Genomic DNA, 23,118 nt, shown 5'->3' with positions numbered 1-23,118 from the left:
AGTTTACAAGTCCCACGCGATCTCTCGCGCGCCTTGGTCCCGCAAAAGGGCGTTTGCCCGGGAAAATGGGCGGGAACCAAAGAACCCGCGGCTGGCCGAGAGCGGCGAAGGGTGCGGGGAGGTAATGCAAGGCACATCGGGGAGGAAGCGCTCGCAGGATTGGGCATCGCGGCCCCATAATATGGCGACCATCGGGGTGCGGTTAAGAGCGCGGATGGCGGCTTCGGTCACCTCTTCCCAGCCAATGTGCCGGTGCGAGCCCGCCTGTCCCGGTGCCACGGTTAGCACCCTGTTAAGGAGCAAGACTCCCTGGTCGGCCCAGGCGCTTAGATCGCCGTCCTCGCGCCCGCGAACGCCCACATCGTCATACAGCTCGCGGTAAATATTGACCAGGGACCGCGGGGGTTTAACCCCCTGCTTGGTGGAAAAGGCCATCCCCATCGCGTGGCCCGGGGTGGGATAGGGGTCTTGGCCAACGATGAGCACGCGGACATCGTCAAGCGGCATCTGCAATGCCCTGCACACGTCTTCTGCCGGCGGCAGGTAATCCTGATTGTCCAGCGCCTGAGATATCCGTGGCCACTGCTGCTCCAGCACCGGCGCGAGGACCGGTTCCCACGAGGGATGGTAAGTCGGGTGCATATCTAAAATCCTGCCCACCCTTCTGCATAACGGGGTTGTTTACCATCCACTGTAACGCCGCTGCCGCGCGAGACGGTGCCAATTTCCCGGAACCCCGAAGGCGCCTGCTTTGCGGTGGTTCCAATTAAGGTATGGTCCTCGCCGCCGGCCAGGACCCACTGCCAAGGATCGCAATCGAGGACGGTGGCCGCGGCGTGCAGGAGTGGATCGGGCTGGATGGCATCGGCCTCCAAATCGATGTGGACCCCAGAGCGCTCCGCCATGGTTCCGCAGTCTTGAATCAGTCCATCGGAATTATCGGTCATGGCGGTGACCTCGGCGGCGCGGGCGATAACGCCGCGGCCGGGGCTGAGCCAGGGGGCGCAGTGGGCATCAATAAGTGGGTACAAATCCGCATGCTCTGCCGGCAGGTCGCGGCCAAAGCGCTGCAGCAAAGATAAGCCTGCCGCCGCGTGGCCAATCGCGCCATGGGCTACGACCTTCTGGCCCGCGCGCGCCGCATCAAGGGTCAACGCTGCCCGGCTACCGCCCAAAAAGCCGACGGCGGTGATGTTGATAACCAGCAGGTCCGATTTCGTAATATCTCCGCCCACCAGCTCGGCGTTGTAAAAAGAGCAATGCTCGGCGATGCCCTTAGCCACGCCCCTGACAAAACTCACCGGCGTATCACCCGGTGCGGCGATGGCTAAAAGGGCCGCCACTGGGCGCGCTCCCATGGCCTCGATATCGGCGAAGTTGCGCAGGATGGCCTTTTTGCCTATTTCGCGCGGGGTGGACCATTCCCGCAGGAAGTGCCGGCCATCTACCATCAGATCGGTAGACGCTACCGTGCGCGAATTGGGCGGTGCCGCGAAAAGTACCGCGGCATCATCCCCATTCAAGCTGCTGGGAGCGGCCGCTGTGATTTCTTGAATCACCGCCTGCTCCCCCACGTCCGCGAGAGTCTGACTTAAGTTCACCGGCATCCTTTCGATAAAATGAACCCCTATGACATCCCAATTTAACCGCACCGCGATCCTCATTTCACTTGGGTTGTCCATAGTGATGGTTCTAGCGGTCCTTTTCGGCGCGAAATACGTATTCACAAACACAGCCAAGGCCCCCGTGGCGGTTTCCCCGGTGGATTCCCAGGAGGCCGATTCGCAGGCGTGCACGGACTTTGTGCAGGCGCTTCCCGATGAAGCCATGGGTCAACCGCGCGCCGATATTGCAGAACCCGTCCCCGCCGGCGTTGCCGCTTGGGCCGCTAATTCCCAGGAAAAGGTGACGGCGCGCTGCGGTGTTGCCATGCCCGTCCAGTACACCGATTACTCCACGACGCAAGACGTCGACGGTGAGCAGTGGTTCAAGGTCAAGGATGCGACATCTGGTTCTAGCCTCTCTACCTGGTATTCGACCCAGCGCTTTCCCGTCGTGGCGGTAACGACCTTTAATGATGAAAAGCCGCAGGACCTCAATGAGGCCGTTGCCACCCTGGAGAAAAAGCCAGCCGAGACCCATCCAGCCCCGTTGCGCGATCTTAAGGCGGCAAAAAATGACCGCTGCGCCGCGGTAGAAAAGGCGCTACCGGATGAGATTGCGGATGGCTACCACCGCCGTGAGGTTGACGATAAAGACACCTACGTGTGGAGCTCTGAAGGGCACGAGGACATCGTCGCGCGCTGTGGCGTCGCCCAGCCGGAAAATTACGAGGCTGGCGTGCAGCTCCAGCAGGTCAACGATATTGCCTGGTTTGAGGATACGACCTTGGCCCAAGGCACGACCGCAGGAACCTGGTTTGCGCTCGGCCGCGAGAACTACTTGGCGCTGCACGCCCCGCAGGATTCCGCACAGGCAGCACTGGTAGCCCTAAGCGATATCACCGCGAAGCACGTCCCAGAAAGGTAAAGGAAGCCGCAGACCTACGCGGTCCGGGCCTCTGCGCGTGCGATGAGTACCTCAAGCAGCGTGGGGTACTCCACGCCAGAGGCCGCCAGCACCTGGGGGTACATGGAAATCGGGGTAAATCCCGGCAGGGTATTGACCTCATTGATGTACAGGCCTTCTTCAGTGACGAAGAAATCCACGCGGGAAAGGCCTGCGCAGTTGAGCGCTTTGAAGGCCCGAATCGCCATATCGCGCAATTGCGCCGTGAGTTCTTCTGGGAAAGGCGCGGGAATCTGGGCCGTGACCACGTTATCTAGGTATTTGGTCTCAAAGCCATAGAAGCCCTCATCGGAGTCATCGATGCCCTTGAGCAGCGCCGGCACCGAGGCAATAAGCTCGCCATCCGGGTATTGCAGGACGCCGACCTCTACCTCGCGGCCGACGATTTCTGGCTCGACCAAAATCTTGTCATCGTCTTCCAAGGCAATGCGCACTGCTTCTGGGAAATCCGCCCAGTCGCTTACCTTGGAGACTCCAATCGAGGAGCCCCCGCGGGCAGGCTTGACGAAGACCGGCAGGCCAAGGCGGTCTTTTTCTTCCGCGGTTAATTCCGTGCGGCCCTGCACAATGACCTCTGGTGCCACCGGCAGGCCCGCGGCGGATAAAATCTTTTTGGTAAATTCCTTGTCCATTCCCACCGAGGACGCTAATACGCCTGGGCCCACATAAGGGATTCCGGAGAGCTCGAAAAGCCCCTGCATGGTGCCGTCTTCACCATAAGGCCCATGGAGAATGGGAAAGATAACGTCAACGTGGGCATACAGCGAACCGTCACTAATCGTGCGGATTTCACCCTTACGCGATGGATCCGCAGAAAGCGCCAATTCCGTGCCGCGCTTGACCTCAGGCATGACGCCATCGACGATTTCTAAGCCCTCGGTATCGCCCGGCGTCCACGTACCCTCGCGCGTAATGCCGATGGGCACCACCTCGAATTTTTCCGGATCAAGGTGCTTCATGATTGCGCCTGCGGATACGCAGGACACGGAGTGCTCGGTACTGCGGCCACCGTAAAGGACGGCCACGCGGGTCTTTTCAGTCATGGGCGATGATTTTACCTTTCTGCTACTCCGACTTCTTGGAGCGACCCATAAGGGCGATAATCATATCGTCTACAGCCATGCCCTGATGGCACACTCCGTAGACGGCTTCCGTTATTGGCATCTCTACCCCAGCCTGCTGGGCTAGGCGGAAGATGGAATCAGAGGAAAACACGCCCTCTGCTACCTGGCCATTGGTGGCCGCCTTCGCTTCTTCTAGGCTGCCGCCTTGACCGAGGCGGTAACCGAAGGTCCTATTACGCGAGAGCGTGGAGTTACACGTAGCCACCAAATCGCCCAACCCCGCCAAGCCGGAAAAGGTAAACGGCTCCGCGCCCAAGGCCGTGCCCAGGCGGGTAATCTCCGCTAAGCCGCGGGTAATCATCGTGGCCATAGTGTTATTGCCCAAGCCCTTGCCCGAGGCCATGCCGCAGGCCAAGGCGATGACGTTTTTGCAAGCACCACCGATCTCCGCGCCGATAACATCGGTATTTGTATAGGGCCGCAAGTAGGGCGCGGCGATGGCCGCCTGCACCGCCTTGGCACGCTCTTTGTCAGTGCAGGCGATGACCGTGGCCGTAACCTGCCCCTGCGCCACTTCTTTGGCTAGGTTGGGTCCAGATAGCACCGCCACGCGCTGCGGATCTACGTCGGCGGCATCCACGATGACTTCGCTCATGCGCTTGAGCGTGCTGGTTTCTACGCCCTTGGAAATGGAGACCAGCGTGGAATCCTCGGGCAATACGGGCGCCCAGCGCTCCACGTTGGCGCGCAAGGACTGGGATGGCACGCCGAAGACCACGATATCCGCGCCGGAAAGCACCTCTTCCTCATCGTGCGTGGCGCGCAGTGCCTCCGGAAGGTGGATATCCGGCAGGTAATCAGGGTTTGTATGCGTTTCGTTGATCGCTTCCGCCAATTCGGCCCGTCGCGCCCACAGGGTGACATCGTTTCCTGCGTCCGCAAATACCTTGGCCAAGGTGGTGCCCCAGGAACCGGCACCCATTACCGCTACTTTTACCATGGCTTCCTCCAAACGTTTTCCTATTAGTTCCACCTTAAGGCATTTATCGCTCTGGGCGTGGCAAGGATGCGGCAGGGATCTCCCCCGTGGAACAATGATTATGAGGTTAACGCCAATTTTTCAGTCACCGAAGAAAGGCACGAAAAGCTATGCCGAGCGCGAAGAAGATGCACGAGACCGATAAAGATAAAAAGTCCGAAAAATTCATTTCCGGCCGGCATCAAGAAATTCCGGTGGATCCTGCCAAAGAATTTCCCCGCACTACCCTTGCCGCCGGCGCTGTAGTCTGGCGCGGCGACCCCGCGAACCCTGAAATCGCGCTCATTCACCGCCCGCATTACGACGATTGGTCCCTGCCCAAGGGAAAGGTGGATCCAGGCGAATCCCTGCCCACCACCGCGGCGCGCGAAATTGAGGAAGAAACCGGCTTCCAAGTGCGCTTGGGCAAGTTGATTGGCAAGGTCACCTACCCCGTACAGGGGCGCACCAAGGTGGTCTATTACTGGGCGGCGTTCTACCTCAGCGGCACCTATACCCCTAATGATGAGACCGATGAGCTGCGTTGGGTGCCCATTGACCAAGCACAGCAGCTCTTGTCCTATGACGTGGACAACGACGTCGTCGCCAAGGCACAAAAGCGTCTGCAGCTCGCCCCCACAACGCGCGTCTTGTACGTCCGCCACGCCCACGCCCACGACCGCAAGAAGTGGGAGGGCGATGACAACCTGCGGCCTCTGGATAAGAAGGGGCGCCGCCAAGCAGAAATGCTCGTGCCCATGCTGGCGGCCTACCACCCCACCGCGATCTATTCCGCTCGCCCGCATCGGTGCCAGCAAACTGCTGCGCCGCTTGCCGATGAGCTGGGTAAAGACATTGCCATTAATAAGGACTTTGGCGACGAGGTGTGGGAAAAGAATCCGGCGGCTGCCAAGAAGGCTTTCCGTCGCGTCGTAAACGACGGCGGGGTGCCGGTCATTATTAGCCAGGGACAGACCATCCCCGGCATCATCGAGGACTTAGCCCCGCAATTCCTCAAGAAGCCACAGGAGGAATTGAAGTTTAAAAAGGCCTCGGTGTGGGTTTTGTCCTTCAACAATGGTGAATTAACCGGTGCTGATTGCCTTCCCAGCCCCCTGCCTGTGCGCTAAATAGCTCGGGCCGCGCGAGCCCCTAGCCCTTAGCCGCGCATGCCAAGGTTGCGGCGCACGAAGAGGGTGGGGGCTAAGGCCATGAGCCCCGGCAGCACGACAACACCCACCACGGTTGAGCCCAGCGCCATGTAGAGGATGATGAGCGCGATACCGACCAGCAAGGTGGTACCGATGTTCCTCTTTGCGATATCCGCGGAAAGCTTAAAGCAGTCACCCAAGCCTAGGTCTGGGCGCGCTGCCTTGACGGCTGGGACCCACCACCAGAAGAACAGGGCGAAAAGTCCGGGGATTATGAGCAAGACAAAGCCGATGCCGATGACCACGCTAGTGACGAGGTAGGCCAACATGATGCCGCCCATGCCTTTGAACGTGAAGAAATCCCCGAACATCAAATCCTGGCCATTGACCTGCTTATTAGCGGCTTGGTACCAGATTGCATTTGCCCACAGATAGACAATTAACAGGGCTATTACCGCGATGGCGAGTAATAGCATGCCCAGTACGCCGAGGGAACCGTCCAAGGCGGTTCCCTCGGTCGACGCCTCGATGGAAAGGGAGCCGCCGCCGGCGGCAAAGACTACGGCGATGATGAGGTATGCGACGAAAAGGACAACCATTTGCACTAGTGGGGCAAAAAGCCACTGCACCCAATTGCGACCGAAATAGCGGAAACTATCGCCAATAATGTTGACGGCATCGATGTCGCCTGGAGCGGTCGACTCACGAAAATATCCCGGCTGCCCACCTGAGTAGGGCTGTTGGGAGCGGTGATTGTATCCATCATGGTCGCGTGATCCGGAATAAGGCGAAGTCATACCACAGAGAATAATAGATAAACCCAGCTGCACGCTTGCGAAGTCAGTTTTGTTACTCGACCGTTACCCCACCACTGCCCCGGATCATGACGACGGTGGTGTGCGCCCCGGCAAAGCGTGGGGCGCACCTGCTGGATTAGTCCGCGTGAACCGCGGGCTTGAAGCTGGTGCGAGAGTTCTCGAAGCTCGTGATCGCCTCTTCATCGCGCAGCGTGATGCCAATGTCATCGAGGCCTTCCATCAGGCGCCAGCGCGTGTAGTCATCGATGTCGAATGAGTAGGTGTTTTCGCCAATCCGAACGGTGCGCGCCTCCAGATAGACCGTGACTTGGGTTTCCCCGGCCTCCAACTGCTTCCAAATAAGCTCGATGTCTTCTTGTTCCATCAGCCCAGTAAGCAGACCAGACTTTCCCGAGTTACCTCGGAAGATATCCGCAAATCGGGAGGAGAATACTGCTTTGAAACCGTATTCGCGCAAGGCCCATACTGCGTGCTCTCGGGAGGAACCGGTGCCGAAGTCGCGGCCGGCAAAGAGTACGGAGCCGTCCTTAAACTGCTCTTGGTTAAGTACGAAGGTGGAATCAGAGCGCCAGTTGGAAAATAGCCCCTCCGCAAAGCCCGTGCGCTTGACCGATTTGAGGTAGCGCGCGGGGATGATTTGATCCGTATCCACGTTGGACGCCCGCAGCGGGACTCCCGTGCCGGTATGGGTGATAAATTTCTCCATTATTTCAACCTTTCTCGCGTGCTTATTTCAGGTCAGCCGGGCTGGACAGGTATCCGGTGACGGCGGTAGCGGCAGCAACCTGTGGGGAAACGAGGTGGGTTCGCCCGCCAGGGCCCTGCCGGCCTTCAAAGTTGCGGTTGGACGTGGATGCTGAGCGCTCCCCTGGTTTCAGCTGGTCGGGGTTCATGCCCAAACACATGGAGCATCCCGCCGTGCGCCACTCTGCGCCGAAGTCTTGGAAAATCCGGTCAAGGCCTTCCTTTTCCGCATCGGCCTTGACCACCGCGGAGGAAGGAACCACGATCATGCGCGTAGTGGAATCGATGGTGCGGCCCTTGACCACCTCAGCGGCGGCGCGCAGGTCCTCGATGCGCGCATTGGTGCACGATCCCACGAAGACGGTGTCGATCTTGATGTCGCGCAGTGGGGTGCCTGGTTGCAGGTCCATGTACTCCAAGGCCTTTTTCACGGTGGCCTTGGAATTGTCATCGCCGAAGTCTTCTGGGTCCGGTACGGTTTCGCCCAGCGGCAGGCCTTGGCCCGGGTTCGTTCCCCAGGTGACAAATGGGGTCAGGGATGATCCATCGATTTCTACGACGCGATCGAACTCGGCGCCATCGTCAGTAGGCAGCGTCTTCCAGTAATCCACCGCTTTATCCCAGTCGGCGCCCTTTGGGGCGAACTCACGGCCCTTGACGTACTCAAACGTCGTTTCATCGGGTGCGACCATACCGGCACGCGCACCGGCCTCAATGGACATATTGCAGATGGTCATGCGGGCTTCCATGGACATCTTGCGGATGGCTTCACCGCGGTATTCGATGATGAATCCTTGGCCACCGCCGGTGCCAATCTTGGCGATGATGGCCAGAATAAGGTCCTTTGCGGAGACGCCTTCCTGCAATTCGCCGGTGACTTCGATGGCCATCGTCTTAAAGGGCTTCAAAGAAAGCGTCTGGGTGGCCATGACGTGCTCTACCTCTGAGGTACCAATGCCCATGGCGATGGAGCCGAATGCACCGTGGGTCGAGGTATGCGAATCGCCGCATACAATAGTCATGCCGGGCTGGGTAATGCCCAACTGTGGGCCAACGGTGTGCACGATGCCTTGTTGCTCATCACCCATTGAGTGCAACCGCACGCCAAATTCTTCGCAGTTCTTGCGCAGGGTAGAAACCTGGGTGCGCGATACCTCGTCTTTAATCTCTAAGAGGTTGCCGGATTTAATACCCTCCGTCGGCACGTTGTGGTCCTCGGTGGCCAGGTGCAGTTCCGGGTGCCGCATTGTGCGACCTTGCAGGCGCAGCCCATCGAAGGCCTGCGGGCTGGTAACTTCGTGCAAAAGTTGAAAGTCAATATAGATAAGGTCTGGTGCGCCCGCGTCGCCCTGCTGGACAACGTGGTCACGCCATACTTTTTCTGCCAAGGTCAGCTTCTGGTTCATAAACATCACTCCACACTTGAAATCTCATAATTTGGGACGTAGATTTCATTATATGGGAGAGTATAGCGCAGTTTCCGGCATTAAGGTACTAGATCGTGCAATGGCCATCATGATGGCCGCCGCAAACAACCCATCGACCCTTAATGAGTTATGTGAAACCACGGGACTACCTCGGGCAACGACACACAGGCTAGCCACTGCGTTAGAAGCGCACCGCATCCTCGTACGCACCCCTGAAGGAAAGTGGAAAGCCGGTCCTGCGCTCCCCGGCAACCGCGACCACATTTTAGAAGTCGCAGGCCCCATCATGGACCAACTCCTCGACCGCACCGGTGAGTCCATTCAGCTCTATGAATTCACGGGAACCACCCGCACCTGCATCGCCACCCGCGAGCCCACGTCAGGGCTACACAACGTGGTCCCAGTAGGCCGCCAGCTGCCGCTGACCTCCGGTTCTGCAGCCCGCATCATCGCAGGCTACGTAGACTTCCCCCTTGACGCCGCACAATTCAGTGCCGCCGATGTAGAAACCGCCCGCCGCCAGGGCTATGCAGAATCCATCGAAGAGCGCGAGGCCGGCTTGGCTTCCATTTCCGCTCCCGTCTTTGATTCTTCCGGCGTTTTCCGCGCAGCACTGTCTATCTCCGGTTCCGCTGAGCGCTTCCGCCCCTCGCCCGCCAAGAAGTACGCCCGCCTGCTAACCTCCGCCGCCCAAGAGCTTTCAGAGCTTCTCTAGCCTCACCAACGCCCTGGACCTCCCACCGGCCCAGGGCGTTGCTGCGTTTTACCTCCACATACCCCACCCCGCCGTAGCCTATTGAAAAAATATCGAAAATCTCCCGCACGCTATTGAAACCGAACTGAAAACATGATTTAATGAAAACAGAGTGAAAACGAGAAGGACACTCCTTGACCCCAAAGGCAAAGAAAGGATTCATGATTATGACTCACGCTACCCACACTGAACACGAGCACACCCACGGCGAAGGCTGCGGCCACGTTGCTTTCCCGCACGAGGATCACACCGACTTCGTGCACGATGGTCACATCCACCGCGAGCACGAGGGCCACTGGGACGAGTGCGAGACCAACGAGCACATTGAGGCTGAACCTCACAGCGACCACACCCATGGTGAGGGCTGCGGCCACGTTGCTGTCCCTCACGGCGACCACGTTGACTACATCCACGACGGTCACCGCCACGCCGCTCACGGCGATCACTACGACGAGCACTAAGCTGCGCCGGCACGCGCCCTGCAGCACCCTAGCGCCGCGATGTTCCACCGCTTTGATGCATGGAGTATCGCGGCGTTTTTCTGCGCATTAGCCCAGCGTGAATTAACCTTTTATTAACCCTAGCCACAATTGCGTACGTCGCACGGTGGCCAATGAGGTTACCCTCGTTTAGTGGACACCCTATTAGTACGGATCTTGTGTCCGTAGGAGAGGATGTTCATTGTGAGTTCGTCAAGGAAGAAGTACACCCCGGAGTACCGGCAGGAGGCCGCCAGACTGGTCATTGAGTCTGGGCGCCCAATCGCTCATGTGGCTAAGGAAATTAGCGTATCAGCCACAATTTTAGGCAGGTGGGTCAAACTTGAGCGGGAACGCCAAGGCTCGGTAGATGGCCGCAGTGATGCCGATATACGAGCCGAAAACGCTCGCCTGCGTCGTGAGTTAGCTGAGGCCAAGATGGATAATGAGTTCTTGTCAAAAGCCACCGCCTTCTTCGCTGCGAAGCAACGCGATCGGAAAAATTTGAGCTAATGCAGCAGGAGAAGGCGAACTACAGCATCAAACGAATGAGCAGGTTATTAGAGGTTTCTCGTTCTGGCTACTATAAATGGCAAAAGGCTCAAGCAGTACGGCTTCGTGGTGAAAATCAGCGTCAGAGATTCCTCGACCAGTTAGACAGGAAAATTCATGACATCTGGGAAGATTCTGACGAAGTCTACGGTGCCCCACGGATTACTGCAGAACTCGCCGAGGGTGGGGTCTATGTGAATCGCAAAACCGTGGCCAAACGCATGCGGATGATGGGTATTGAAGGCATCTCACCCAGGGCGTTTGTTCCCGTAACGACGATTCAATCCAAGCGGAAGTCAACGCTTCCAGACCTAGTGAAACGCCTATTTGATCAAGGGCAGCTTAATCGAGTGTGGATGTCGGATATTACCTATCTACGCACGAATGAGGGCTGGCTGTACCTATGCGTTATCCGCGATGGACACTCCCGCCGAGTCCTAGGCTGGTCCATGGATAGTGTGCAGGATTCTTACCTAGTTGAACGTGCACTGCGCATGGCTTACACCCTGCGTGGTGAAGTACCCGACGGCGTGGTCTTCCACGCCGATCGTGGTACCCAGTTCACCAGCGAACAGCTGTGGCAGGTCTGTCAAGAACTAGGGATTGCACAATCGGTCGGCCGTACTGGTGTCTGCTTTGACAATGCGATGGCCGAGTCGTTCTGGTCGACATTGAAGACCGAATTTTACGATCGGAAGGAATGGCGAACCCGCAACGAAGCCCGGAAGGCGGTGGCTCGCTGGATTGAGATTGTCTACAACCGGCGCCGTCGCCACTCGTCCATCGGGATGGTAAGCCCCGTCGATTTCGAAGCCCAGCTCGCTGATCAAAATGGTAATAAGAAGGCCGCTGCTTAACCCCTAAGCAGCTTAACTACGTGTCCACGATTTGCGGGCAACCCTACCAAGAGGCAATCAAGCTGTCAATTTCGCCGAATCTGCCTGCTTGACTATTAGTTAACACCGTTTCGGTGCTACGGTCTTTCGAGTGATTACTAGTTGGAAGCTTTTTCTCCAAGACTTCGTCCGCCTGTGGCGGACGCCGCAAGTCTGGGTGATTCTCATCGGTTTGATGATTACCCCTGCCTTATATTCTTGGGTCAATGTCTCCGGTTTCTGGGACCCCTATGGCAATACCGAACACCTCAAGGTAGCCGTGGTGAACGAGGACAAGGGTGCCTCGTCAGATCTCACCGGCGATATTGACGTCGGCGGGCAGATGATGGAAAAGCTGCACAACAATGACAGGCTCGGCTGGCAGTTTATGGACCGCGGCGAAGCTGAACACGCCGTAAAATCCGGCGACGTTTTTGCATCCATCATCGTGCCGGAGGATTTTTCTTCCGACTTTGTCAGCCTGTTCCAAGGCACCTATTCTCAGCCCACCTTGGAGTATCAGGTCAATGAAAAAATCAATGCCATTGCCCCCAAGGTCACTGACTCTGGTTCTTCTACCCTAGAAACCACGATTAGCGCGACCTTTAATGAAAACGTCGCGAAATCGGTTTCCACCGAGTTGAGAAACTCCGGCGGCGACCTCAGCGATAGGATCAATAGAACCGCGGGTGATACCGCGAATTCTTTCTCAGAGACCGCCGATACCGTGGCCAATTCGCGCAATTCCTTGGCGGATGTCAACACCACTATCGACGATGCTCGACCCACCATCGCACAGGCTCGTCAGTCCCTCGGCTCTGTGCAGGCCACGATTGATGACGCGCAGCAGGCCTTAAACCAGGTCACCTCCTTGACCGACGAGGTGCAAAAGGAAGTTACTTCCTTCGCCGACGATGCCACTGCCGCTTATATCCAAGGCACGACTGCGCTTGCCGATGGCACCGCAAACGCCAATGCCAATATCGGTTCTGTCACCGGGCGGTTAAACGGCGCTCTCAACCGCGTCGATGCCGCGACAGACGGCGCCCAAGGCATCCTCGGTCAGGCTGATAAAGCCATCGACCAATTAGCCGGAGTCGCTTCCCTGCCAGCCCTTCCCCCAGAGGTATCGCAGCAGATCAACCAGTCGGTTTCTGATCTGCGTGACCGCAACGATCAAAACCGCGCGGTGCTAGGAGAGCTGGATTCCCTTAATAGCGATACTAATGCCACCCTTGATTCGCTGAATAAGACCTCGGAATTGCTCAATTCCATGGCATCCCAGGCCCGCGATGATTCCCACGGACTGCGCGATGACGTGGCCAACGGCTTACCTAAGCTCAATTCTGCGCTGTCTAATGTCTCCGCTACCGCTGGGCGGCTATCTGCCTCGCTCAACAGCCAAAAGGCTCTGGTTGGGCAAACGGACGGGCTTCTCGGGGGCGTCGACGAGCAGTTGACCCACGCCCAAGAAGTGGTAAAGCGCTTCTCGGTTGATCTGGATCGCGTTGAAGAAGGGCTTCGTTCCGCGCGCACCGATGTTATTGCCTTGAGCAACACGGCCAATAACAATACCGTGCTGAAGTCCGTCAACGGTCTTGATACGGACCACGTGTCTTCATTCCTTTCCTCGCCCGCAGAGATGGAAAGCCATGCAGTCTTCCCCGTCGCGCACTACGGCTCCGGCATGTCCTCGCTGTTTATCAACCTCACGCTGTGGATCGGTGCCTTTATGCTCCTAATCATTTTCCGTGCCGAGGTTGACCCACAGGGCCGCCGGGATCTGACCATCAATAAGGCGTACTTCTCGCGCTTCTTGCTCCTCGGCTTTTTCGCCATTGCCCAAGCGCTTATTGTTTCCATCGGTAACTTAGTCATCGGCGTTGAGCACGTCAGCGCCACCGCTTATATCCTTACCTCTGTATTTATCAGCCTGTGCTACCTCAGCATTACCTATGGCCTCGTCTCGACATTCGGTCACGTGGGCCGCGGCATAGCGGTGGTCTTGGCCTTTATTCAGATTCCCGGCGCATCAGGCCTGTACCCCATCGAAATGACGCCGGACTTCTTCCGCGCCGTCCACCCCTTCTTGCCCTTTACCTACGGCATCGATGCCATGCGCGAGACGGTAGGCGGGTTCTACGGCACCCATTACATCCGCGATATCGCCGCGCTGACCGGCATGGCAGTTGTCGCCTACCTCATGGGCACCTTCTTAAGGCGCGGGCTGTCCAACGTCACCATGCTGGTCAATGACGAGCTGGCCAAGGGCGGGCTCGTTATCAACGAGCAGGTCCACCTGATCGGCAGCCGCTACCGTTTTACCGACCTCCTGTATGCTTCCGCGGACCGCGAGGGATACCAAAAGAGCTTGGATACCAAGTGGATGACCGCCCGGAAGAATTATTCTCAGCTAATGAAGCTCACGATCGCCATCGGGATAGCCTTGGTGCTCGCACTCGTGATTTGCTCCCGGTTCATGCCGGAACAGAAAGCGATTCTTTTCGGCATTGCGTGCCTTGTGGCGCTGATTGCGGTCGCGGTCATTTGCTCGCTGGAATACGTGAAACAAAGCATCGCGCACGATAACCGCTTGGCGGATCTCAGCGATGAAGAAATTCAGCAGCACCTAGAACATCAACGCCAAAACCCCAATCAGTATCGGCTAGAAGATGTCCAGTCGGATAAACACCCCGAAATATCTTCTACCCCACAATCGCAGGGCGATACCACAGATAAGCCCGCCGACGACGGCGAAGAAACCGGAAAGGGAGATAAGTCATGAGCAATATTCTGACCATTCTCCGCGATGACCTCAAGGCCATCCGTGGCAACGTAATGACCGCCGTCATCATTTTCGGCCTCGCCATTATCCCGCTGCTTTTTACCACTTTTAACGTGCTGGCCAGCTGGGACCCTTTTGCCAATACCAAACAGCTCAAAATCGCCGTCGCCAGTGAGGACGAGGGCCACCAAAGCGACCTAGCTTCGCTCAAGCTTAACTTGGGAGATGAGGTTTTATCCCAGCTCAGCCGCAACGACGAAATCAATTGGGTTCTTACCAATAGCGATGATGCCGTAGAGGGCACCAAGTCCGGTGAGTACTACGCAGGCATCGTCTTGCCCAAGGATTTCAGCTCAAACCTCCTCACTTTCTACGTGGAAGGCACCGAGCCAAGCAAACTTAATCTCTATACCAATGAGAAGAAGAACGCGCTGTCGACCACGATTACCCAACGCAGCGCTACCGGTGTGATCGAGAAGATCGACGAGTCCTTTACCCGCGTTGTGTCCAATGTGGGTCTTGGCGTCATTTCCTCGTTGGACCAGTACCTTGATGAGGGCGATACCCAGGCCGCGCTCAACAACGTGCACAACCGAGTCAATACCGTACAGTCGCGCCTCGATGCAGCCTCTGGCACGGTCATGGCGCTGAGTAACCTGGTAGATTCCACCATTCCGCTCACCCAGGCGGCCAATAACATCCTGAATGAAGCGGGAAACCAGGCCTCCAGTACCACCAATGACAACGGCGAATCACCCATCGATATCTTAAAGTCCACGCTGGATGAGTCCACTGGTTCCTTGGATGCGTCCCTTGCCGCGACGACGCAGAGCTACGAGGTCCTATCCTCACAAATCGAGGAATTGCTGAACAATGCCAGCGCCACCTCCGCGCAGACCGCCCAAACCTTCCGCACTGCCGCGGACCGCGTGGGACAGCAGACCGCAGCCTTCCAAGGCGTGAAGGACAGCATCCAGAAAGAAGCCGATAAGGTCGATCTCCCAGGCCCGGTAGCGGCAGGCTATGCGGCCATGATGGGGCAGCTGGATGCCAGCATCGCCCAGAGCAATGCGCTGCACGATTCCTTGACCTCTACGGCCGATAACATCGAAAACGGCAGGAATTCCCAAGAGTCCAAGCAGCAAACGCAAGCTGCGATTGCCAGCGCCAAGCAGGCCGTCGAAAACGCCCGCAACTCCTATAACTCTAATCTGAAGCCACAGCTAGCGGCTCTGGGAGATAGTGTGGGTACGGTTGCCAACGATGTTGATGCGGTCAAACGCGATATCGCAGGCATCCGAAACACCATCTCTAATGACAACGATGCCCTCGTGCGGGTGCGCGATCTAACCGCAAGCCTATCCGGTACATTGCAGCAGCAGGCGAGCCGCTTTGGCGAGCTCAGCCAAAAGATCGATGAGATCCGCGACGGCGGTGACCTCAGCCAGCTCGCCGGTCTCATTGGCGATGATCCCGAGCTACTGGCCTCCCGAATCGCTTCGCCGGTCAACGTGGACCGCCAGCCCATCTACGATGTTGCTGCATTCGGTGTTGGTATGACGCCGTTCTACCTCACGCTTTCACTGTGGGTAGGTGCCCTGCTTGCCTGCGTGCTGGTGCACACCAACGCCGAACGCAAGTACTTGAAGAAGAACGAAGGCCTCGACAAGAAGGATCACTTCACCAGGAACCAAGTCTTCCTGGGCCGCTTCCTTACCTTTGGGCTCATCGGCATCGCTCAAGCCACCCTCGTCGTCCTCAGCCTGATTTTCTTCGTGGAGATCGAGCCCGAGCACCCATTCATGATGCTCTTTGCCTCGTGGATAATCTCACTGGTGTTTATGTTGATAATATATTCACTGGTTATCACATTCGATAGCGCGGGCAAGGCCCTCGCGGTTCTGCTTTTGGTCATCCAAGTCTCCGGTTCCGGCGGCGCCTATCCCCTGCCGCTTCTTCCAGAGTGGTTCCAAAATGTCAGCCCGTGGCTGCCGGCCACCTACGGCATCGACGCGTTCCGCAGCGCCATCGCCGGCATTTACGAGGCCGACATCCTCCGTGAGCTCGGCATGCTCCTTCTCTTCGCCATCCCGGCACTCATCCTCGGTCTGTTCTTGCGTCCCGCCATGGATAACTACCACAAGCGCCTCCAGAAGGCGATTAAGAAGACGAAGGTCATGGCATAGCCTTCCACCTACATTCAACGCCCAGTGCAGCCTGAGAGGCTCGCTGGGCGTTCTTTTTGCAGTGGCGGACCCATCCCCTCCCTTGGCGCTCACGGGCGCTGACCCGGCCCCAATTCCCGCTGACCCGGTGAGTGCGAAGGGATGGCTGCGGCTACAGCAGGCGCTTTCCGATGCCTTCTCGCCCACCGCACTCTCTCCAACGCAATGCTCCATGTGGCGCAGCGAGAGCCGTTTAAGCGCCGCTTAATCTACTTCTCAAGCCCTGGGAAACGCAGAAAGAAAATGGCAAAACAAAAGGCTGCGAGCGGTGGCGCTCGCAGCCTTTAAATTGTACCCCGTACGGGATTTGAACCCGTGTTACCGGCGTGAGAGGCCGGCGTCCTAGGCCGCTAGACGAACGGGGCTCGGTCGCGCGTAGCACGCAAATCAAAAGCGATGCTGCTTAAAGCTTGCTTGCTGCGGACTCGTTAAATAGTAAACGATGGGTAAACACATTACAAATCAGCAGATAGTAAGGGAATTCGTGCCAATAGATCCCCCGGGTTAAGACCCACTTAACCCCCGTTTAGACCGCAAGCGCACATACGAAAAATTGGCTTAAGGGACATTTTGTGTGGGATTTGAGGTGTCGATTCATTCCTTGAGCTGGGGCAAGGTGCGGATATTGAATTGGAATCAGTTCCAACCTGAGGTTTAGCCCTCAAATACGCCGGTCATTGCCCACCTGTGGTATTTGAACCTGCTACGGCAATTCTTATGACAGGTCGTAGGAATCGCCCAGCATGCGCGATCTGCGGAACAAGCATGCACAAGAACGGCACAACAACAGCAGGAACCCCACGCTGGCGTTGCCCCAACTGCAACGCTTCACAAACCGGCACCAGGGCCAACACCGCCAATATCCAGCACTTCAAAGTCTTTTTAGACTGGGTCCTTACCGGCGAACCAGCAGAACGCATAGCACACCGCCTTCACGTCACCCGACGCACACTCACCCGGTGGTTTACCTTCTTCTGGTTCATCGTGGTGCCCTCACATACCGACAAGTTCCGCGTCTACGACCAGTTGTTTATCGACGGCACCTACTTTCACAACAAATGCCTGCTTGTTGCGTGCACCGCCGAACACCCCGTGGCCTGGCTATGGTGCACCGGGGAATCAAAATACAACTACGCCAGACTCCTGGACATGCTCGCACCACCGCTGATCGTCACGATCGATGGCTCTGGCGGTGCCCGCGCAGTCATTAAAAAGCACTGGCCAGATACTAAAATCCAGCGATGTCTCGTTCATGTTCAGCGCAATATCCTCACCGACATCTCACGTCATCCCCGCTATCCAGCGCATAAAGCACTGCGCACGTTCGCGTATCAGCTCACACATATCGAAACTCAGGATGAAGCACGCGAGTTCATCACCAGAGTCCACAAGGCCAGCGTGACATTCGGCCCCTGGTTGAAAGAGAAAACATACCGCAGCCAGGTAAAAGCCGCAGATATACCGCGGTGGGTCAAGCCGAGTCAAAAATTCTGGTTCACGCACCGTGGCGCTAGGCGAAGCTTCAACAGGCTCAATGAACTTATCAACGACGGAACGCTATTTACCTACCTGAATCCGCCTGAAGGCGTGACCTGCGACGTGAAGTCCACAACGAACCTGCTTGAAGGCGGAATCAACAAGCAGCTCAAAGACCTTGCCAGAGCCCATCGTGGAACCTTCGATGAGCATCAACGCATCATCATGGATTGGTGGCTCTATGTCCGCACGGAAAACCCAGTGCCGCCGCTACAGCTAGCTCTTGAGCAAGATTTCGGACGCAAAGGCGAAGAGAAGGCACAGGCGGCCTGGGCCGAAGAAGAAATCAAGCGCCGAGGCCATGCTGATGGTCGACCAGCCGCCTATGACACGGGAATCGATTCCGAATGGAATCCCAGCCTTGGAGTGCGCAAAGGCTGGGCTGGACGCGGATAAATCCCACACAAAATGTCTCTTACCACGACACGCCACAGATCCCACACATTTTGTCCCTTAAGCCAAAATTCCTCCAACCACTGTGGCTGGAGGAATCTTTTTATTTGTACCCCGTACGGGATTCGAACCCGTGTTACCGGCGTGAGAGGCCGGCGTCCTAGGCCTCTAGACGAACGGGGCATAGAACTAGTGAGCCTGCTTCAAAAAAGCGTTTTCACTGCTGGCCTACCAGGACTCGAACCTAGAATGGCGGTACCAGAAACCGCTGTGTTGCCAATTACACCATAGGCCATTTGCTCACTCGCTTGGAATCGCATCCTTATCGGCTGCGCTCCCTTGCTCGCTGCAACGTGTTATAACTATAATCATCGTTTCCCAATGCGCCAAATCGCCAGCGCAACTGGAATTTTTAGGCGTTTTTCTTGAGCTAAAATAAAGCGGCGGATGACATCTGTGTAGTTCGATGTTCATCCGCCGCTTTAACGGGCTGCGCCCTCCACACTTCTGGTGGTGCCGATTTACTCCGCAGCTGGAACGTACGGAGTTACCTCGCGGGCAGCACGCAGGCGCGCCAAGGTGGACTCCTTACCCAGAAGCTCCATGGACTCAAAGAGCGGCGGCGACACCTGGGCGCCGGAAATGGCTACGCGCAGCGCGCCGTAGGCCTTGCGCGGCTTTAACTCTAGATCTTCAATGAGCGCCTTGGAGAGCGCGGCTTCAATAGCGTCGGTCTTCCACTCCTCTACCGCTTCAAGGGTGTCAATGCCCACCTCGAGCGGCTGGACGGCGTCGTCTTTCAGGTTCTTCTTGGCCGCCTTTTCATCCAAGGTGAGCTCAGCATCGGGGGTGATAAGGAAGCTGAGTAGCCCATAGGCATCGGCAAGCGTCTTAATGCGCGTTTGCACTAAGTCTGCGGCGAAGGCGAATTTCTCGCCATCATAATCGGCCGGGAAATCCGTGTACTCCGTCAGGTAATTGCGCAGGCGGAAGGCAAACTCTTGGGGCTCGAGCAGGCGAATGTGATCGGCATTGATGGCCTCGAGCTTCTTCTGGTCAAAGCGCGCGGGGTTGCCCAGAACATCGTTGACATCGAAGTTCTCAATCAGCTCGTCCATGCTGAAGATGTCCTGATCTGCAGACAGGGACCAACCCAACAGCGACAGGTAGTTGAGCATACCCTCCGGGATGATGCCGTTATCGCGGTGGTTGAAGAGGTTGGACTGCGGGTCGCGCTTGGACAGCTTCTTCTTCCCCTCACCCATCACGAAGGGAAGGTGGCCAAACTCCGGGGTAAATTCCGCGATGCCGATTTCCTTCAGCACGTCATACATGGCCAGCTGGCGCGGGGTGGACGAGAGCAGATCCTCACCGCGCAGCACGTGGGTAATGCGCATCAACGCGTCATCGACCGGGTTGACCAGGGTGTACAGCGGGGCGCCGTTGGAGCGCGCCACCACATAGTCAGGCTGCGTTTCGGATTTGAAGGACATCTCGCCGCGCACGAGGTCAGTCCAGGCCCAATCCTTGTCCGGCATGCGCAGGCGCCATACGGGCTTGCGACCTTCAGCCTCAAAAGCATCAATCTGTTCCTGCGTCAGGTCGCGGTCGTAGTTGTCATAGCCCAACTTGGGGTCGCGCCCTGCGGCCTTGTGCCGCTCTTCTACCTCCTCAGCGGTGGAGTAGGCGGGGTAGACATGTCCGGCATCGATAAGCTTATTGAGCACATCCTTATAAATGTCCATGCGCTGGGACTGCCGGTACGGTTCATGCGGGCCACCCACGTTGACACCTTCATCCCAGCCCAATCCGAGCCAGGTCAAGGAGTCAATGATGGCCTGATAGGACTCTTCCGAGTCACGGGCAGCATCGGTATCTTCGATACGGAATATCAACTTTCCGCCTGTGTGGCGGGCATAGGCCCAGTTAAACAGGGCCGTGCGCACCATGCCAACGTGCGGGGTACCGGTGGGAGAAGGGCAAAATCTAACGCGAACTTCAGTCATGGCCACCATCGTAGTGGAGTCACAGGACACAGTCCGCACCAGCCCAAACCAGCGCCTCACCCTACCACCCAAAAGTGCGCCCCCATGTACTTTATTACACGCAAAAAGGGGTAGATGATAACGGGTTTCATTATAAACACACAGGTAAACGGGAACAGTTTCTAAAAGATTATCCAGTATTGGGAATCATTTTCTATAGTTTCGAGGTGAACTACTGACAACTGCAGAAAGGTAACGCGCTGGTGGCTTCTCCTCGTATTCGCTTCATGGCCGCATTCAGCACGATCGCGCTGATTGCCCCGGCTACCGCCTACGCCGGCCCCGACGATGGCAAACACATCGCAACCCAAACCCACGTCGATTCCCCCAAGAGCTTTTGGGAAGGAGACAACTTCCTACTGCGATCCGAATTTTCCGGCCAAACTCCGCTTATCGATGACACCGTTGCCTGGATAGGCAAAGGCTATAACCGCGAAGACGAGGACGGTAAGCGCCGCCAGAACTTTATGTATTCCCTGCCAGAAAACGGCACGCAGGACTACATCGGTCCTACAGGCACCACCTACTACACGGCCCCGTACCAAGCCTCCGCCAATCAAGAACCCATCTGGATCGGTTTCGGCGCAGACACTGGGCTTCCCGTGAAAGATTTCCGCGATAACATCGCCTTCCTCGACCTCTTAAGCGTGGATGGCCCAGGCGACGTGGAGCTTTTTACCAACAAGGACGATAAAGACGGCGCCGAGCTCCATCGCATGCTGGGCTCCTTCCAAGACTCACCGCACTCTACATACCTCAATGCCGGTACCCATACCCATAACGCCACTCTCTTTACCAAGCCCGGCCGTTATCGATTGACCTATCGCACCACCGCTCGCACGGCGGATGGGCAGCTCGTGGCTAGTGAGCCGCAAACCACCAGCTACCAAGTGGGCGGGCAAAAGCCAAAGGATGACAAGACCCCAAGCCTCAAGGAACGCTTCGATAGCTCCTCCTCCGGCGATGCCGCCGCTGCTGGTTACAGCCTGAGCATGGACAAAAAGCAGAACCCGGAAAAGGACGGTGACGATAAGCTCACCACCATTTCCTTCGATGCGGAAAATAAGGCATCCGGCACGCTTACGCTGCTTATCGATGGCTACTTCCTCACCGATCTGCCTGTCGCCGACGGCCACGCCGAGTGGGATGAGTACATGGGCCCAGACTCGTCTAATATCCAGGCGGTATTTACCCCAGAAGGCGATGCGCCGCGCTGGATCTCGCAGCAGGTGGAATTTACCCCAGGCTCTTCTGTCCACACCGACTCTTCTGATGCCGCAGAGGCATGGGAAGAAGCCGAAAATCCGCGCCAGCTGGCCCCCACCGAAGAGGTAACGCTGCAAGAAACCGGCTATACGGTGCGGATGCGCAAACAGGGCGAAGAAGGAACCAAAATCATCATCGACATGGAGGACAATAACTTCAGCGGCGTGATGACTGGTGGTCTCTATGACGACAAGAACGACGCGGAACCCACGGCACCAGTGGAAGCCCCAATTACCAACGGGCACGGAGAGGCAACTTTTACCAATGGCGAACTCTTTAAGAACACGATTGCCAAAGTAAACGTCTTCCCTCACTCCACTGTCAAGGCAGGACATGGCAGCACGGTGCTAGCTGAGCCCTTTGAATTCGGCGAAAACTACGAAGCGACAGGCGAGCTTTCTACCAGCGCGGATGACAACGCCGCTACCCCAGGCGAAAAACCTGGGTCCGGCGATTCACCCGCACCCGGCGATACGCCTGCACCATCTCAACCGTCACAGGACGAGGAAGCTCAGCGCTGCAGCGAAAAGCAGGTACTTGACCGCGGGCACGTCGATATCAAGGCACTGCCTACTGACGATGGTTTCCGCACCGTCCTACGCGATGACACAGGACAAATTGATAAGAACTCGGTAGACCGCTCGTTGGATGACGTCGTACTTGGCGTGCACAAAAACGCGCTTACTCCCCGCTCCCGACAGCTGGGTGATAAGGAGTTCGATTTCCTTGGCAACATCGGTGACCGTTTCTACCACCTGCCGCAGACGCAGAACCAAGCCATCATCTGGCCGGGGTATAACACCGAAAAATTGGATTACTCCAAGATGAAAGATGGCCAAGTCAATTTGAACCTCAAGCCCAAGCACACGCCAGAGGGCGCTGAGTGGGGCGTATATATCGATAAAACCAGGGGCGTTGGATATGACATCCTTGCCAATTCCGCCGAAGACGATCACACGATCGAGACCACCTTCGCATCGCATAGGCATACCCACTGGGCTTTTACTAAGCCGGGCATCTACACGTTTGAGGCAACCTATACGGCAACTACTACCGACGGCAAAGAACTTGCATCCAAGCCACAGACGTTGACCTTTGCCATTGGTGATGACGCGGTGAAGTCCTGTTCTACGGCTGCGCCATCCGATGCCCCATCGGAAAAGCCTTCCGAGACGCCGTCCGAAAAGCCTTCGGACTCGGCAAAGCCATCTAAGCCCTCGAAACCGTCTAAGCCTTCGAAGCCGTCCGAGCCATCTAAGCCGTCTACTCCTGCGGGGCCATCGTTTAATCCTTGGGCTCTGGTCTTGCCTGCGGTTCTTGGCATCACCTTCAAGGCCTTCTACAACTTCTTCCGCGACAACCAAGATCTCATTCGTGAGCGCTTTGGCTGGCGCATCTAACTACTAATCCACAGCTAA

At 57.0% G+C, this 23,118-nt stretch carries 17 protein-coding genes and 3 tRNA genes; 9 read left to right on the top strand and 11 right to left on the bottom strand.

What is annotated here, in order from left to right; genetic code table 11:
* Positions 1–3 precede the first annotated feature (3 nt).
* Positions 4–642, bottom strand: a complete 639-nt coding sequence (locus tag ACLI1Q_RS05865) for a uracil-DNA glycosylase (RefSeq protein ID WP_239267628.1) — start codon at positions 640–642, stop codon at positions 4–6.
* A 2-nt stretch (positions 643–644) separates the two neighbouring features.
* Positions 645–1,682 (bottom strand): thiamine-phosphate kinase, encoded by a 1,038-nt coding sequence (locus ACLI1Q_RS05860; RefSeq protein ID WP_239267630.1) that lies wholly within the window; start codon positions 1,680–1,682, stop codon positions 645–647.
* Here ACLI1Q_RS05860 and ACLI1Q_RS05855 point away from each other — a divergent pair.
* The gene (locus ACLI1Q_RS05855) at positions 1,630–2,529 is read left to right on the top strand and encodes a DUF3515 domain-containing protein (RefSeq protein WP_239267633.1); all 900 of its coding nucleotides are present in this window, start codon (positions 1,630–1,632) and stop codon (positions 2,527–2,529) included. The two genes, ACLI1Q_RS05860 and ACLI1Q_RS05855, sit on opposite strands and share 53 nt — an antisense overlap.
* A gap of 14 nt (positions 2,530–2,543) precedes the next feature.
* Here ACLI1Q_RS05855 and ACLI1Q_RS05850 read toward each other — a convergent pair whose 3' ends face one another.
* Together ACLI1Q_RS05850 and ACLI1Q_RS05845 are read right to left on the bottom strand one after the other, a co-directional pair.
* Positions 2,544–3,611 (bottom strand): D-alanine--D-alanine ligase family protein, encoded by a 1,068-nt coding sequence (locus tag ACLI1Q_RS05850; RefSeq protein ID WP_239267635.1) that lies wholly within the window; start codon positions 3,609–3,611, stop codon positions 2,544–2,546.
* A 22-nt stretch (positions 3,612–3,633) separates the two neighbouring features.
* Positions 3,634–4,632, bottom strand: a complete 999-nt coding sequence (locus ACLI1Q_RS05845; protein WP_239275843.1) for an NAD(P)H-dependent glycerol-3-phosphate dehydrogenase — start codon at positions 4,630–4,632, stop codon at positions 3,634–3,636.
* A gap of 149 nt (positions 4,633–4,781) precedes the next feature.
* On the opposite strand from ACLI1Q_RS05845, the gene ACLI1Q_RS05840 reads away from it, so the two are divergent.
* Positions 4,782–5,780 (top strand): NUDIX hydrolase, encoded by a 999-nt coding sequence (locus ACLI1Q_RS05840; protein WP_239267639.1) that lies wholly within the window; start codon positions 4,782–4,784, stop codon positions 5,778–5,780.
* Positions 5,781–5,809: 29 nt separating this feature from the next.
* Here the strand turns inward: ACLI1Q_RS05840 and ACLI1Q_RS05835 are convergent, their stop codons facing one another.
* The 3 genes from ACLI1Q_RS05835 to leuC form a co-directional block, all read right to left on the bottom strand.
* The gene (locus ACLI1Q_RS05835; RefSeq protein WP_411697137.1) at positions 5,810–6,598 is read right to left on the bottom strand and encodes a hypothetical protein; all 789 of its coding nucleotides are present in this window, start codon (positions 6,596–6,598) and stop codon (positions 5,810–5,812) included.
* A gap of 136 nt (positions 6,599–6,734) precedes the next feature.
* Complete coding sequence (gene leuD, locus ACLI1Q_RS05830; protein ID WP_239267643.1) at positions 6,735–7,325, bottom strand: 3-isopropylmalate dehydratase small subunit; 591 nt, start codon at positions 7,323–7,325, stop codon at positions 6,735–6,737.
* Between the two features lie 22 nt (positions 7,326–7,347).
* Positions 7,348–8,769, bottom strand: a complete 1,422-nt coding sequence (leuC, locus tag ACLI1Q_RS05825) for a 3-isopropylmalate dehydratase large subunit (protein ID WP_239267645.1) — start codon at positions 8,767–8,769, stop codon at positions 7,348–7,350.
* A 52-nt stretch (positions 8,770–8,821) separates the two neighbouring features.
* Between leuC and ACLI1Q_RS05820 the strand changes: the two genes are divergently transcribed.
* The 5 genes from ACLI1Q_RS05820 (at position 8,822) to ACLI1Q_RS05800 (ending at position 16,421) form a co-directional block, all read left to right on the top strand.
* Positions 8,822–9,505 carry an IclR family transcriptional regulator gene (locus tag ACLI1Q_RS05820; RefSeq protein ID WP_239267647.1) on the top strand — a complete coding sequence of 228 codons (684 nt, stop codon included), beginning with the start codon at positions 8,822–8,824 and terminating at the stop codon, positions 9,503–9,505.
* A 206-nt stretch (positions 9,506–9,711) separates the two neighbouring features.
* The gene (locus tag ACLI1Q_RS05815) at positions 9,712–10,005 is read left to right on the top strand and encodes a hypothetical protein (RefSeq protein WP_239267650.1); all 294 of its coding nucleotides are present in this window, start codon (positions 9,712–9,714) and stop codon (positions 10,003–10,005) included.
* A 213-nt stretch (positions 10,006–10,218) separates the two neighbouring features.
* A protein-coding gene (locus tag ACLI1Q_RS05810) for an IS3 family transposase (protein ID WP_232208497.1) occupies positions 10,219–11,432 on the top strand; the annotation gives its coding sequence in 2 pieces (ribosomal slippage) (positions 10,219–10,492 and positions 10,492–11,432; 1,215 coding nt in all).
* Between the two features lie 130 nt (positions 11,433–11,562).
* Positions 11,563–14,235 (top strand): YhgE/Pip domain-containing protein, encoded by a 2,673-nt coding sequence (locus ACLI1Q_RS05805; protein WP_284849485.1) that lies wholly within the window; start codon positions 11,563–11,565, stop codon positions 14,233–14,235.
* The gene (locus tag ACLI1Q_RS05800; RefSeq protein ID WP_239267654.1) at positions 14,232–16,421 is read left to right on the top strand and encodes a YhgE/Pip domain-containing protein; all 2,190 of its coding nucleotides are present in this window, start codon (positions 14,232–14,234) and stop codon (positions 16,419–16,421) included. Before ACLI1Q_RS05805 ends, ACLI1Q_RS05800 begins: the two co-directional genes overlap by 4 nt.
* A 331-nt stretch (positions 16,422–16,752) precedes the next feature.
* Here the strand turns inward: ACLI1Q_RS05800 and ACLI1Q_RS05795 are convergent.
* A tRNA-Glu gene (locus ACLI1Q_RS05795) sits at positions 16,753–16,825 on the bottom strand.
* A 352-nt stretch (positions 16,826–17,177) separates the two neighbouring features.
* On the opposite strand from ACLI1Q_RS05795, the gene ACLI1Q_RS05790 reads away from it, so the two are divergent.
* Complete coding sequence (locus ACLI1Q_RS05790; protein WP_239267656.1) at positions 17,178–18,392, top strand: IS1249 family transposase; 1,215 nt, start codon at positions 17,178–17,180, stop codon at positions 18,390–18,392.
* Positions 18,393–18,499: 107 nt separating this feature from the next.
* Here the strand turns inward: ACLI1Q_RS05790 and ACLI1Q_RS05785 are convergent.
* The 3 genes from ACLI1Q_RS05785 to gltX all read right to left on the bottom strand — a co-directional run bounded on the left by ACLI1Q_RS05785 (position 18,500) and on the right by gltX (position 20,404).
* A tRNA-Glu gene (locus ACLI1Q_RS05785) sits at positions 18,500–18,572 on the bottom strand.
* Between the two features lie 40 nt (positions 18,573–18,612).
* A tRNA-Gln gene (locus ACLI1Q_RS05780) sits at positions 18,613–18,684 on the bottom strand.
* A gap of 226 nt (positions 18,685–18,910) precedes the next feature.
* Positions 18,911–20,404, bottom strand: coding sequence for a glutamate--tRNA ligase (gltX, locus tag ACLI1Q_RS05775; protein WP_239267982.1), 1,494 nt, complete (start codon positions 20,402–20,404; stop codon positions 18,911–18,913).
* A 233-nt stretch (positions 20,405–20,637) separates the two neighbouring features.
* Here gltX and ACLI1Q_RS05770 point away from each other — a divergent pair, with 233 nt between their 5' ends.
* Positions 20,638–23,100 (top strand): choice-of-anchor M domain-containing protein, encoded by a 2,463-nt coding sequence (locus tag ACLI1Q_RS05770; RefSeq protein WP_239267658.1) that lies wholly within the window; start codon positions 20,638–20,640, stop codon positions 23,098–23,100.
* The last annotated feature ends 18 nt before the right edge of the window (positions 23,101–23,118 follow it).

Source organism: Corynebacterium limaceinasi, from assembly GCF_046717465.1.
Lineage (GTDB): Bacteria > Actinomycetota > Actinomycetes > Mycobacteriales > Mycobacteriaceae > Corynebacterium.
The sequence above is the reverse complement of the archived record's forward strand: the minus strand, read 5'-3'. Positions and strand labels throughout refer to the sequence as shown.

Bases quoted from the DNA above. Each gene is read 5' to 3' on its own strand.
- ACLI1Q_RS05865 (WP_239267628.1), bottom strand. From the start codon at position 642: ATGCACCCGACTTACCATCCCTCGTGGGAACCGGTCCTCGCGCCGGTG.
- ACLI1Q_RS05855 (WP_239267633.1), top strand. From the start codon at position 1,630: ATGACATCCCAATTTAACCGCACCGCGATCCTCATTTCACTTGGGTTG.
- ACLI1Q_RS05860 (WP_239267630.1), bottom strand. From the start codon at position 1,682: ATGGACAACCCAAGTGAAATGAGGATCGCGGTGCGGTTAAATTGGGAT.
- ACLI1Q_RS05850 (WP_239267635.1), bottom strand. From the start codon at position 3,611: ATGACTGAAAAGACCCGCGTGGCCGTCCTTTACGGTGGCCGCAGTACC.
- ACLI1Q_RS05845 (WP_239275843.1), bottom strand. From the start codon at position 4,632: ATGGTAAAAGTAGCGGTAATGGGTGCCGGTTCCTGGGGCACCACCTTG.
- ACLI1Q_RS05840 (WP_239267639.1), top strand. From the start codon at position 4,782: ATGCCGAGCGCGAAGAAGATGCACGAGACCGATAAAGATAAAAAGTCC.
- ACLI1Q_RS05835 (WP_411697137.1), bottom strand. From the start codon at position 6,598: ATGACTTCGCCTTATTCCGGATCACGCGACCATGATGGATACAATCAC.
- leuD (WP_239267643.1), bottom strand. From the start codon at position 7,325: ATGGAGAAATTTATCACCCATACCGGCACGGGAGTCCCGCTGCGGGCG.
- leuC (WP_239267645.1), bottom strand. From the start codon at position 8,769: ATGAACCAGAAGCTGACCTTGGCAGAAAAAGTATGGCGTGACCACGTT.
- ACLI1Q_RS05820 (WP_239267647.1), top strand. From the start codon at position 8,822: ATGGGAGAGTATAGCGCAGTTTCCGGCATTAAGGTACTAGATCGTGCA.
- ACLI1Q_RS05815 (WP_239267650.1), top strand. From the start codon at position 9,712: ATGACTCACGCTACCCACACTGAACACGAGCACACCCACGGCGAAGGC.
- ACLI1Q_RS05800 (WP_239267654.1), top strand. From the start codon at position 14,232: ATGAGCAATATTCTGACCATTCTCCGCGATGACCTCAAGGCCATCCGT.
- ACLI1Q_RS05790 (WP_239267656.1), top strand. From the start codon at position 17,178: ATGACAGGTCGTAGGAATCGCCCAGCATGCGCGATCTGCGGAACAAGC.
- gltX (WP_239267982.1), bottom strand. From the start codon at position 20,404: ATGGTGGCCATGACTGAAGTTCGCGTTAGATTTTGCCCTTCTCCCACC.